At 72.8% G+C, this 12,428-nt stretch carries 8 protein-coding genes; 4 read left to right on the forward strand and 4 right to left on the reverse strand.

The features are described from left to right. Positions 1-106 precede the first annotated feature (106 nt). Positions 107-1,498 (forward strand): NAD(P)H-quinone dehydrogenase, encoded by a 1,392-nt coding sequence (locus ABZ860_RS08205; protein ID WP_357216770.1) that lies wholly within the window; start codon positions 107-109, stop codon positions 1,496-1,498. A 20-nt stretch (positions 1,499-1,518) separates the two neighbouring features. Here the strand turns inward: ABZ860_RS08205 and ABZ860_RS08210 are convergent, their stop codons facing one another. Beyond that, entirely contained in the window at positions 1,519-2,688 is a 1,170-nt protein-coding gene (locus ABZ860_RS08210) for an MFS transporter (protein ID WP_357216773.1), read from the reverse strand. Positions 2,689-2,734: 46 nt separating this feature from the next. Here ABZ860_RS08210 and ABZ860_RS08215 point away from each other — a divergent pair, with 46 nt between their 5' ends. Continuing rightward, a complete protein-coding gene (locus tag ABZ860_RS08215) occupies positions 2,735-3,763 on the forward strand; it encodes an ROK family transcriptional regulator (protein WP_357216776.1) in 1,029 nt (342 codons plus the stop codon). Positions 3,764-3,774: 11 nt separating this feature from the next. Here the strand turns inward: ABZ860_RS08215 and ABZ860_RS08220 are convergent, their stop codons facing one another. From ABZ860_RS08220 to ABZ860_RS08230, 3 genes are all read right to left on the reverse strand, one after another. Continuing rightward, positions 3,775-5,004, reverse strand: a complete 1,230-nt coding sequence (locus ABZ860_RS08220; RefSeq protein WP_357216779.1) for a pentapeptide repeat-containing protein — start codon at positions 5,002-5,004, stop codon at positions 3,775-3,777. 221 nt (positions 5,005-5,225) lie between these two features. After that, positions 5,226-6,629: a hypothetical protein gene (locus tag ABZ860_RS08225; RefSeq protein ID WP_357217606.1), complete on the reverse strand. Its 1,404-nt coding sequence runs from the start codon at positions 6,627-6,629 to the stop codon at positions 5,226-5,228. Between the two features lie 194 nt (positions 6,630-6,823). Next, complete coding sequence (locus ABZ860_RS08230) at positions 6,824-8,590, reverse strand: biotin carboxylase N-terminal domain-containing protein (protein WP_357216782.1); 1,767 nt, start codon at positions 8,588-8,590, stop codon at positions 6,824-6,826. Positions 8,591-8,813: 223 nt separating this feature from the next. Between ABZ860_RS08230 and mycP the strand changes: the two genes are divergently transcribed. Then, positions 8,814-9,941 (forward strand): type VII secretion-associated serine protease mycosin, encoded by a 1,128-nt coding sequence (mycP, locus tag ABZ860_RS08235; protein WP_357216784.1) that lies wholly within the window; start codon positions 8,814-8,816, stop codon positions 9,939-9,941. 116 nt (positions 9,942-10,057) lie between these two features. Beyond that, on the forward strand, positions 10,058-12,286 hold the full coding sequence (locus ABZ860_RS08240) for a serine/threonine protein kinase (RefSeq protein ID WP_357216787.1): 2,229 nt from the start codon (positions 10,058-10,060) through the stop codon (positions 12,284-12,286). Positions 12,287-12,428: the final 142 nt, after the last annotated feature.

A 12,428-nucleotide genomic window follows, 5' to 3' on the forward strand; every position in this document is an offset into this window, starting at 1 on the left:
GACGGGTAGCGCGCGCACGGGGGTGTGGCGAGAGAAATCCGCGTAGTTGGCCCATTACGCGCACCTCGCCGGGAATACGTAGGCAGGATGCGGGACAATGGAGCATGTGACAAGGATCGTGATCATCGGTGGTGGCCCCGGCGGATACGAGGCGGCCCTGGTCGCCGCGCAACTGGGCGCCCAAGTCACCGTCGTGGAGGAGGAAGGGCCCGGCGGGGCGTGCGTGCTCACCGACTGCGTGCCGTCCAAGACCCTGATCGCTTCCTCCGTCCGCAAGCAGGCGCTTCTCGACGCGTCGTCGCTGGGGGTCCGCTTCGACGGCGGCCTTGACCACGACGCCGGCGGCGTCGCCGTGGACATGATCGACGTGAACAAGCGCGTGAAGGAACTCGCGCTGGCGCAGTCGAACGACATCGCCGCCCGGCTGGCCGCCGAAGGCGTCGAGGTCATCCGCGCCCGGGGCCGTCTGGTCGATCCCCAGGTGGTGCGCGCGGGCGACCGTACGATCCGGGCCGACGTGGTCATCGTGGCGACCGGCGCCCATCCCCGCGTGCTGCCCGGGGCGGAGCCCGACGGCGAGCGCATCCTCAGCTGGCGCCAGCTGTACGACCTGGAGGAGCTGCCCGAGCACCTGATCGTGGTCGGCTCCGGCGTCACCGGCGCCGAGTTCGCCGGCGCCTACCGGTCGCTCGGCTCGGAGGTCACGCTGGTCTCCTCGCGCGACCGGATGATGCCCAACGAGGACGCCGACGCGGCCGAGGTGCTGGAGGAGGTCTACCGGCGCCGCGGCATGAACGTCATGGGCCGCTCGCGCGCCGCCTCGGTGAAGCGCACCGAGCACGGCGTCGTCGTGACCCTGGAGGACGGCCGCACCGCCGAGGGCAGCCACTGCCTCATGACGGTCGGCATGGTCCCCAACACCTCCGGGCTCGGGCTGGAGGACAACGGCGTGCGGCTCGACCGCAACGGCTTCATCGAGGTCGACAAGGTGTCGAGGACCTCCGCGCCCGGCGTGTACGCCGCGGGAGACTGCACCGGCGTCCTGATGCTCGCCTCGGTCGCCGCCATGCAGGGCAGGATCGCGGTCTGGCACGCGCTCGGCGAGGCCGTGCAGCCGATCCGGCTGGCCACCGTCGCCGCCAACATCTTCACCGACCCGGAGATCGCCGCCGTGGGCGTGTCGCAGCGGCAGATCGAGGCGGGCGAGATCGAGGCGAACGTCGTCAAGCTGCCGCTGGCCACCAACGCCCGGGCCAAGATGCAGGGCTTCAACGACGGTTTCGTGAAGCTGTTCTGCCGTCCGAACACCGGCATCGTGCTCGGCGGCGTCGTGGTCGCCCCGCGTGCGTCGGAGCTGATCCTGGCCGTGTCGGTGGCCGTGCAGCACCGCCTGACCGTGGACCAGCTCGCCCACACCTTCGCCGTCTACCCGTCGCTGTCGGGCTCGATCACCGAGGCCGCCCGCCGCCTCATGTCCCCGCTGACCGCCGGCATCTGACCCGTCCTCCTACGGCCGAGTCAGTCCGCGCACGCCGCGGCGGCCGGGACGCGGACGCGGGCAGGGCGCGGGCTCAGGGCGCGCGCCGGCCAGATCATCGCCCCGACCATGCACGTCACCAGGGCGAAGGCGAACGGGAAGGCGAACGTGCCGGCCAGCCAGCCGATGACAGAAGGCGCCACGAGCCCCGACATCCAGGTGATCGTCGCGACCCCCGCGACGCCCTCGGCGGGTGTCCGGGCCACCTGGCCCGCCGCCGCGAACACCAGCGGCACGACGACGGCGATACCGGCGCCGAACAACGCGAACCCCGCGATCACCGGCGCGGGCGTGCGGAACGCGACCACGATCACACCGCCGAGCACGGCGGTGACAGCCCCGGCGCGCACGGTCGCCACCGGCCCGAGCCTGCGCACCACGAAGTCTCCGCCGAGCCGCACCGCGACCATGCACGCGGTGAACACGGTGTAGCCGAACGCGGCGACGCCCGCTCCCGCCCCCGCGACGCTCGTGAGGTAGATCGCCGCCCACTGGCCGCTGGCCCGCTCCGCGAAGGTGGCGAAGAAGCCGATCAGGCCGATCAGCAGGACGGCCCTCGGTGGCACCGTGAAGCGCGACGGCGGCTTCTCGTCCGGCGCGGGCCCGTCGTCGAGGAGCGCGCGGCTTCCCACGACGCCCACGGCGACCAGCGCCGCCGCCATGAGGCCGAGGTGCGCGCGCGCGTCCAGGCCCGCCTGCGCCGCCGCGGCCCCGAGGCCCGCGCCGCACAGGTTGCCGACGCTCCACATGCCGTGCAGGCCGGACATGACCGAACGGCCCAGCCGCCGTTCGACGAGCACGCCCTGGGCGTTCATGGCCAGGTCGCACATCCCGGCGGCGGCGCCGGACATGAGGAACATGGGGACCAGCCACAGGGGGCCCGGCGCCAGCACGGGGAGGGCCAGTGAGGCGCACCACAGGGCCAGCAGGGTCCGGGTCGTCGCCCTGGGCCCGAACCGGTAGGCCAGCCGCGCGGTCACCGGCATCGTGAGGAACGAGCCGATCGGCGGGCAGAGCAGGACGAGCCCGAGGACGGCCGTGCCCAGGCCGAAGTGCTCCTGGAGCCACGGCATGCGGGTGAAGAGGGTGCCCGCCACCGCGCCGTGGACGGCGAAGACGAGGGCGGTGGCCCGTTGATGTCTGTCTCGCATACGGCTAAATTAACAGGCAGGGTTCCTGATAAAAAGAGGTTTTTCCGTGAAGACCGCGACACCCCAGCTCGCGCGGGCCATCAACGACCGGCTCGCGCTCGACCTGCTCCTGGAACGCGGCCCGCTGACCGCGCCCCAGTTGCGCGCGCTCACCGGCCTGTCCCGCCCGACCGTGTCGGACCTGATCGAACGCCTCCAGGTGAACGGCCTGATCCGGGTCACCGGGGAGAGCGGCGGCGACCGGCGGGGACCCAACGCCCGCCTCTACGGCATCGTCGCCGACCGGGCGTTCGTGGGCGGAGTGGACGTGCGGCGCGACGTGGTCAACGTGACGGTCGCCGACATCACCGGCGCCACCGTGGGCGCGGCGACGCGGCCGATCGGCGAGAACCTTCCCGCCCTGGTCACCGAGGCGCTCACCGAGGCGGCCGGCTCACGTCCCCTGCACGCCGTCGTGATCGGCGCGCCCGGCATGGTCGACCCGCAGACCGGAGACCTCTCGGCCTCGAACGTGGAGCCCGCCTGGCGACCCGGGCTGCTCCCGGCCCTGCGCACCCTGGTCGACGCGCCGGTCATCATGGAGAACGAGGTCAACCTGGCCGCCGTCGCCGAGCACGCCACGGGGGCGGCCGCCGGGCGGGACGACTTCGTCCTGCTCTGGCTGGACGACGGCGTCGGCGCGGCCGTCGTGCTGGACGACAGGCTCCGCCGGGGCGCCTCCGGCGGCGCCGGCGAGATCGGGTTTCTCGGCCGGCTCGACATCAGGGTGTGCGACCTGCTGCGCGCGCAGGCCGTACGCGGACTGGATCTCCCGGCCCTGGCGGAGAGGGTCGCGGCGGCCGCCTTCACGCTCGTCGCCGTGCTCGATCCCGGCCTCGTCGTCCTGGGCGGCGCCACCAGCCTGGCCGGTGGCGACGCGCTGGCGGCCCTGGTCGCCGAGCGTCTGGCGGAGGTCTCGCCCGTCCCCGCGCACGTACGCGTGAGCGGCATCCCGGACAATCCGGTTCTGCGGGGCGCGGTCTCCACCGCCCTCTCGATCGCTCGCGACGCCGTCTTCGGGCAGGGCCGCCGGTGAGATCGCCGAGGTCAGTGGTGGCCGCCCGTGGCGGACAGCCCCGACCTGACCGCGTGCAGGGCCTGCCGTCCGCGCGCCACCGCCGTGGCCGCCGCCTGCAGGTCGTAGGGCGTCTGGGCGACGTTCAGCGCCCGCTTGGCCGCCTCGTACGCGTCGAGCGCCGCGCGCCACTCGTGCGTCGGGCCGCTGACCTGGTTGATCTTCATCTCGAAGTCGAGCGCGTCGATCTCCTCGCCGAAGCGGGTCACGTCCTCCTCGGCGGCGTGCCTGGCCACCGCCATCTCGGCCACGAACCGCTCCTTGCGCCGGTGCGCCACGCCCCACAGGATCAGCGTCAGGCTCAGGCCGAGCCCGGACACGATGACGAGGATGAGCGCGGGCGACGGGCCCTTCGGGCGGACGGCGTTTCCGGGCAGGTCCCGCCCCCAGGTGGTCGTGGTGTCTGCGGCCGGGTCGTCCTCGGCGGTGGCGGTGCCGGGCGTGACGGCGTCGTCGGGAAGATCGACCGGCGTGCCCCGCGCCCCGGTGAGGTCCACGTCGTCGGCCTGGGTGAACGAGGCCTTGTCGACGTTCGCCCCGTGGAAGTCCGCGCCGTCGAGCTCGGCCTGGGTGAACTCCACCTCGGACAGGTCGGCGTCCTTCAGGACGGCGTGCTCCAGATGGGCCTGGCCGAACTTGGCCTCGCCGAGCTTGGCCCGGGTGAAGTCGGCCTTACGGCCCTTGATCTGCCCGAGCGTGGCGTCCTTCAGGTCGGCGTCCACGAGTTTGGCGTCGGTGAGGTCGGCCTGGGTGAGCACGGTCCGGGTGAGGACCGCGCCGGTCAGGTCGGAGTGCGGGAACTCGGCCTGCACGGCCTCCGCGTCGACGAGCACCGCCCCGCGAAGGTTGGCCCGTTTGGCCTGCATCTGGCCCATGTCGGCGTCGGTGAGGTCGGCGCCGCGCAGGTCGGCGTAGTCGAGATGCGCCTGGCCGAGGTCGGCCTCCTTCAGCGAGGCCTTGCGCAGGACGGCCCCGGTGAGGTCCTTGCCCGTGAGGTCCACTCCGTCCAGCTTCGCGCCGGTGAGGTCGGCGCACCGCAAGACGGGGGGCAGGGCGGCGCTGGTGAGGTCCTTGCCGCGCAGCTTGGCGCCACTGCCCGGTTGGCAGGGCGCGGCGGCCGCGTGAACGGCTGTCGCAGGAAGTGACAGGAACGCGAGCGACAGGAACAAGGCAGCGACGGAGAGGGGGGCGAAGCGACGCACGGGGGGCCTCCTGAAGGGAACGTCCCGAGTCTCCCACGCGATCTTTAATCGCACTTGCAATCCGCTGACCGGCCCCGCGACGCCGGCTGTGGTGCACGTGGCCGCACCCTGTGGCCGCACCCTGTGGCCAACCGAACCCGCGGTCGCGGCCCCCGGACATGACGAAGGGGCGGACCGCTAGGTCCGCCCCTTGTCGATGCCGTGCCTCAAGGGCTCAGGCGTTACCAGTCGCCGCCGCCGAAGTCTCCTCCGCCGAAGTCGCCGCCACCCCAGTCGCCGCCTCCGCCGCCCCAGTCGCCACCGCCGCCGCCGCCGAAGTCTCCTCCGCCGCCCCAGTCGCCGCCGCCGGCCTCGACGCCCGCGGCGTAGCCGGAGTCGTATCCGGCGCCGTATCCGCCGTGCCCCCAGCCGCCGAACGCGTTGCCGAGCATGGTGCCGACGAGCATGCCGGTCAGCAGGTCGCCGCCGCCGAAGCCGCCGTAGTAGCCGTACGCGTAGGGCTGGTAGGCGGGACCGGCGTCCCAGTAGGGCCTGCGGTGGCCGTTCACCATGACCTCGCGCATCTGCGGGTCGAAGCCGCGCTCCACCGCCTCGGCGTCCGCCGCGCAGGCGGGGACGTCGCGCACCGCGCCGCCGGGGGGCGCCCAGCGGACGTTGCGGACCGACGGGCCGTGCTGCGGGTTGAAGAAGCACGGGGGTAGCCGCTCGGGCAGCGGCTGGTTGTTCACGCGCGCCTTGACGCAGGCCAGCGCGTAGCGGCCGTCCTCCAGCGTGGAGGTCACCGTCCGCAGGTCCTCCGGGCGCTTGATCGCGGCGAGTTCGGTCTTGGCCCGCTCGTAGGAGTCGAGGGCCCGCTGCCAGTCGCCCGTCGTCTCGGCCTGCGGGAGCATCTTGACGTCCACGTCGAGCGCGGTGATCTCCTCACCGAACTTCGTGACGTCCTCCTCGACCGTCTGCTTGACGGCGGCGAGCTCGGCGGCCTCACGCTCCTCGCGCTTGCGCTTGTTACGGCGTCCGATGATCCACAAACCGGCACCTCCCACAACCGCGATGCCCAGAATGCCGACAAGCACACCCGAACCACCGCCGCCGCCGACCGTGCTGCCCTTGGCGCGTGCGCCGTTGACGTCGCCCTCGCGCACCAGGTTCACCCGGTTGATGAAGTCCTTCATGCCGGTGACCACGTCGCTGTTGGAGTTGGTGGACAGCCGGGCCAGCACGCCCGGGGCGTTCCTGGGCAGCTCGGTCGACCCCGCGAACAGGCTTGTGCCGTCGAGAAGGGCCACGGTCGCGCTCGACTTGCCGGCCTTGTCGAGTTCGGTCAGCAGCTGCGGGATGTAGGTGCTCACCTGGCTCGTGCTCACGGTGCCGTCGGGCATCGCGACCACGTAGATCTTGGACTTTGAGTCCTTCAGCGCCTGGCGGATCTCGTTCTGCTGGCTTGACGAGAGCGGAGACCCACTCTGGACGAACAGCGGGTCTTTGGAGTTCTTCCAGGACGACAGGACCGTGGTGGGGTCCGGGGGAGCCGCCGCCATTGCGGACGGCGCGAGCGCGAGCAGAGTGATAAGCCCGGCGAGCAGCGCCACCAGGGCGGCCCCCACCCGGCCGAGCGGTGTCTTCATGGTCACGGCTTCAAGCCTCCTTCGCCCTACAGGACGAACGGCAGGGCGCGATGGTTCCTCCACAAGAACCTATCGTTCCGCACCCGGGACCCGGCATGCGTGGTGCCGCCGGTGAATGACGTGGCGCCGCTCGCCGAACCGCCCGCCGCGATCGCACATCCACCGACGCGGGCCTCCACGGCCGGCGTGGAGGCTCAGGCGTCCTTGATCTCGCACAGGACGGCCCCGGCGGTGACCGTCTGGCCGACGGCGGCCGCGAGGCCGGTGATCGTGCCACCCTTGTGGGCGGTAAGCGGCTGCTCCATCTTCATCGCCTCGAGGACGACGATCGTGTCGCCGGGTTCGACGGTGTCGCCGTCGGCGACGACGACCTTCACGATCGTGCCCTGCATCGGGCTGACGAGGGAGTCGCCGCTCGCCGCGGCCTTCTTGGCGCCGCCCCCGCCGGACCGCCGGGGCGCCGCCTTCCTGGCCGGGGCGGAGCCGCCGCTCGCGCCCCAGCCCGACGAGCTCAGCCCCGCGGGCAGGACGACCTCCAGGCGCTTGCCGCCGACCTCGACCGTGATCCGCTCGCGCTCGGCGGGCTCGGCCGCCTCCACGGCCCCCTCGTACGGGGGAATCGTGTTGTCGAACTCGGTCTCGATCCAGCGGGTGTGCACGGAGAACGGCTCGCCGGTGAAGGCGGGGTCGTCCACCACGGCCCGGTGGAACGGCAGGACGGTCGGCATCCCGCCGATCTCGTACTCGGCCAGGGCGCGGCGCGACCGCTCCAGCGCCTGCGCGCGGGTCGCGCCGGTGACGATCAGCTTGGCCACGAGCGAGTCGAACGCCTGCGGCACGCTCATCCCGGTCTCGTAGCCGCCGTCCAGCCGCACGCCGGGGCCGGACGGGACGCGCATCGAGGTGATCGTCCCCGGCGCGGGCAGGAAGTTGCGGCCCGCGTCCTCGGCGTTGATGCGGAACTCGATGGAGTGGCCGCGCAGTACGGGGTCGTCGTAACCCAGCGGCTCGCCGTCGGCGATGCGGAACATCTCGCGGACCAGGTCGATGCCGGCGACCTCCTCGCTGACCGGGTGCTCGACCTGCAGCCGGGTGTTGACCTCGAGGAAGGAGATCGTGCCGTCCTGGCCGACGAGGAACTCGCAGGTGCCCGCGCCGACATAGCCCGCCTCGCGCAGGATCGCCTTGGAGGAGGAGTAGAGGAGCTCGAGCTGCTCGTCGGACAGGAACGGCGCCGGAGCCTCCTCGACCAGCTTCTGGTGGCGGCGCTGGAGGGAGCAGTCGCGGGTGGACACGACCACGACGTTGCCGTGGGCGTCGGCCAGGCACTGGGTCTCGACGTGGCGCGGCCGGTCGAGGTAGCGCTCGACGAAGCACTCCCCGCGCCCGAAGGCGGTGACGGCCTCGCGCACCGCGGACTCGTACAGGTCGGGGATCTCCTCCATGGTGCGGGCCACCTTGAGCCCGCGCCCGCCGCCGCCGAAGGCCGCCTTGATCGCGATCGGCAGGCCGTGCTGCTGCGCGAAGGCGACGACCTCGTCCACCCCGGAGACCGGGTCGGGGGTTCCGGCCACGAGCGGGGCGCCCACGCGCTGCGCGATGTGCCGGGCCTGGACCTTGTCACCGAGCGCGGTGATCGCCGAGGGCGGCGGGCCGATCCAGATCAGTCCGGCGTCGAGCACGGCCTGGGCGAAGCCGGCGTTCTCGGCGAGGAAGCCGTAGCCGGGGTGGACGGCGTCCGCGCCCGTCTTCTTCGCCACCGACAGGATCTTGTCGATGTCGAGGTAGGTCTCGGCCGGGCTCTGCCCGCCGAGCGCGTGCGCCTCGTCGGCCACCCGCACGTGCAGCGCGTCCAGGTCCTGGTCCGCGTAGACCGCGACACTGGACATCCCGGCGTCTGCGCAGGCCCGGGCGATCCGTACGGCGATCTCACCGCGATTGGCGATCAGGACCTTGTGCACCGCGTCCATCCTTCCCTCGGGCCTCTGGGTTACGAGCTGTGGTGGATTTTATGCACCTGCCGGCGCCGGACGCCGTCCGCCCCCTTACTGAGCGGGACTGCTGTCGCACGCCTCGTTCCCGGCGCTGCCCGTCCCCATCACCGGTATGCCTGGTTTGAACCGGCATCGCCGGTCGAGTTGGTTAGGCTGATCACTTATGCGGAGACCCGGCCTTCTGGCGACCGTGCTGGCTCTGCTTCTGGCGGCACCGCCCATGCCGCCCGCTCAGGCGCGCGCCGCGCCGGTGCGGTGCGCGCCGCGCAAGGGCAGCATGCAGGTGGCCGAGCCGTGGGCGCAGCGCAGGCTCGACCCGAAGCGGGTGTGGCCGCTCACCACGGGCGAGGGGGTCACGGTCGCGATCATCGACAGCGGGGTGGACCTGACGCACCCGCAGATCCACGTGGCCAAGGAGGTGGACTACACCGGCACGGGACACCGCGACTGCGTCGGGCACGGCACGGCGGTCGCCGGGATCATCGCCGCCCAGTACATGAAGGGCGTCCCCTTCCACGGGGTCGCACCCGGCGTGCGGCTGATCTCGCTCAAGCAGACGAACGAGGAGCACGGCGACCCGGACACGCTGGCCAGGGCCATCGTGGACGCGGCCGACTTCGGCGCCGACGTGATCAACGTGTCGATCGACGCCCACGACGATCCGAAGCTCAGGCAGGCCGTGGCGTACGCGCTCGGCAAGGACGCGGTGATCGTGGCGGCGGCCGGCAACACGACCGCGGACGACGGCACGCCGGAGGCCTCCTACCCCGCCGCCTATCCGGGGGTGCTCGCCGTGGGGTCGGCCACCCCGGACGGCAGGCGTGCCGACTTCTCCAACACCATCACTCCCGTCTCCGTCCTGGGGCCCGGCCAGGGCATCACCTCCACCTGGCCCGGACGGTCGTACCTGAGCGGGCTCGAAGGCACCAGCTTCGCCGCGCCGTACGTCGCGGGGGTGGCGGCGCTGGTGCGCGCCCGCCATCCGGAGCTGAACCAGGAGCGGGTGCGGTGGCGCATCACCGCCACGGCGGACGGCGGCGTGGGGACGGGCACGGGCGCCGGGATGGTGAACCCGCTGCTCGCCGTCACCGCGATCCTGCCGCTGGAGGCCGTCGACGCCCCCGTCATCGCGCCGCCGGCGCCGGCCCCGCTCCCGCAGAACGCGGTGAGCAGGGCGGCTCCGGTGGACCGGGAGGCGATCGACCTGGCACTGACGATCGCGGCGGCGGCGCTGTGCGGCGTGGGGCTGATCGTGGCCGTGCGGGTGTTCGTGCCGATGGGCAGGCGTAGAAGGTGGCGTCCCGGCCGCGAGGGTTGACTCGTCGCCTTTGAGTAATTGACGGTTAAATGTTTTGGCCTGCCGGAAACTGCTGCTTTGCGGCGTGTCCTCTTGGTTGAATGATCCTTATCAGGTCACTTCCAGAAAGGACTGAGATGCACCCTTTACGGCCGGGTGATCCCGAGCAGATAGGCGAGTACGCCATCCTGGGACGGCTGGACGAGGGGCCCCGCGGCGACGTCTATGTCGGCAAGGAGACCGGCGACGACGCCCCTGTGCGGGTGATCAAGCTCTTGGCCGGCGAGCCGGGTTCGGGGCAGGCCGTCCTCGACCGGCTCACTGTGGCCACGCGTGTGTCCAGCTCATACGTGGCCCGCACGATCGAGGCGGGCCTGCTCGGTGATCGACCCTACGTCGTCAGGGAACACGTCGAGGGGCGCAGCCTGGCCGCCGCCGTGGCGGCGGAGGGCCCGCTCTCCGGGGAGGCGCTCGAACGGGTCGCGGTGGGCGTGCTCACCGCGCTGACCGCCGTGCACCTCGCCGACCTCGCGCACGGGTCGCTCACCCCCCATAACGTCATCGTCGCGGACGACGGCGTCAAGCTGACCGACGTCGCCGTCGGGCCGCCGGTGGGCGAGCCGGCGTACCTGGCCCCCGAGCAGATCAGGGGCGAGCGGTACGACGCGTACGCCGACATGTTCGCCTGGGCCGCCACGGTGGTCTTCGCCGCGACCGGGCGTCCGCCGTTCCCGCAGGAGCCGCAGGCGGTGCTGAACGCGCAGCCCGACCTCGGCGGCCTCGAGGAGCGGCTGCGCCAGGTCGTGCTGCCCGCGCTCGCGAAGGAGCCGGGGCAGCGGCCGACCGCCTACACCGCGATGCTGCAGCTGCTCGGCGGCGGCGCCGCCGGGGCGCAACCGGCGGGCCCCGGCGCGACGGTGGTGCTGCCCCCGCAGCCGTCGCAGCCGCCGGTCGGGGGAGTCCCCGTGCCACCGGCTCCGCAGCAGACGTGGGGCCCGCCGCCCGTGCCCCAGCAGCAGCCGCCCACCCCGGCCTGGCAGCCGCCCGCCATGCCGCAGGAGCAGCCCCAGCAGCAGACGTGGGGGCCGCCGACCACCCAGGGTCAGGTCGAGCCGGCCAGGCGCAAGCCGTTCCCCGTCGGCCTCGCGGCGGCGGTCGGCGCCGTGGTCCTGCTCTCCGGAGTGGGCCTGTGGGGCGCCGGCCACTACGCCGAGGTCCAGCTGTCGCCGGCCGCCGCGGAGCGCGCCGCGGGCCAGCACGGTTCCGGCGGGCGCGTGATCGCGGACGGCGGTGACGCGGACGGCGGAAACGTGGGCGGCGGGACCACGGGAGGCGCGACCGGAGGCGGCGGGCAGCCCCCGACGGCGGCGCCGCAGGTGACGGTGCCGTGGGCGCTGTCGTCCGACGACCCGGACGCGCCGGTGCAGCCGCTGGTGCTGCCGAGCGACTGGCCGACGGACGCTCCCGTGACGCCGGAGCTCACCTCCGTCCCGACCCCCGGTCCGATCGTGCCGGTGCCGACCCAGCCGGTGGCCCCGCCACCGCAGCAGCCGACCGGGCAGACGACACAGCCGACGGCCAGGGTGACGACCACCGCCACGGTCACCGCGCAGCCCAGCCCGGTGCCGACGCAGCCGACTCCCGAGCCCCCGCCCACACAGTCGCCGAGCCCGGCGGCCACGGAGAGGCAGGAGCAGGTGCCGAGCCCGCAGCCCACAGAGCCCACCGAGAACCCCACGGAAAGGCCTACCGGGAAGCCCACTGAGAGGCCTACCGACAGGCCCACAGAGAAGCCCACCGGGCTGCCCAGCTGGGTGCCCACGGAGAAGCCAACCTGGAAGCCCACCGAGGAGCCGACGACCCCGGCACCGAAGCCGACTACTCCGGCGCCGAAGCCGACGACCGTGGCGCCCAAGCCGAGCACCCCGGCGCCGAAGCCGACGACCGTGGCGCCCAAGCCGAGCACCCCGGCGCCGAAGCCGACGACCGTGGCACCGAGGCCGAGCACCCCGGCGCCCAAGCCGACGACCGCGGCGCCGGCCAGGAACCCCTACAGCCCGACCCAGGTCTGCGGGCCTGGCTTCTCCGTGCAGCGCAGCAGCTCCATGGCGGGTGGCACCACCTACCAGCTGTACAACTCCAGCACGGGGGAGAACTGCGTCGTCACCATCAAGACGGCCGACGTCGGCAAGGCGACGCCCGTCTCCGCGACCCTGGAGGTCCAGGACAGCTGGAGCAAGACCGACAGCGGTAACTACGAGTACTACGCCGGCCCGGTGAAGCTGCAGGCCAAGGGCAAGTGCGTCAGGTACTCCGGCAGTGTCGGCTCGGCCGGCGCCAGCGCCGGCTGGGGCAACTGCGGCTGACCGGTCCACACGAAGGCCGGACCGGAAGGTCCGGACACAGCAAGGCCGGACCGGCAGGTCCGGATAGACGAAGGCCGGGCGGGTATCCGCCCGGCCTTTCGTCCGCGCGGCACGGCTCCGCCGGCGGGTGACGTCCGGGCAC

Source organism: Microbispora sp. NPDC046973 (assembly GCF_040644495.1).
Taxonomy (GTDB): Bacteria; Actinomycetota; Actinomycetes; order Streptosporangiales; family Streptosporangiaceae; genus Microbispora.

Bases quoted from the DNA above. Each gene is read 5' to 3' on its own strand.
- ABZ860_RS08210 (WP_357216773.1), bottom strand. From the start codon at position 2,688: ATGCGAGACAGACATCAACGGGCCACCGCCCTCGTCTTCGCCGTCCAC.
- ABZ860_RS08225 (WP_357217606.1), bottom strand. From the start codon at position 6,629: ATGAAGACACCGCTCGGCCGGGTGGGGGCCGCCCTGGTGGCGCTGCTC.
- ABZ860_RS08240 (WP_357216787.1), top strand. From the start codon at position 10,058: ATGCACCCTTTACGGCCGGGTGATCCCGAGCAGATAGGCGAGTACGCC.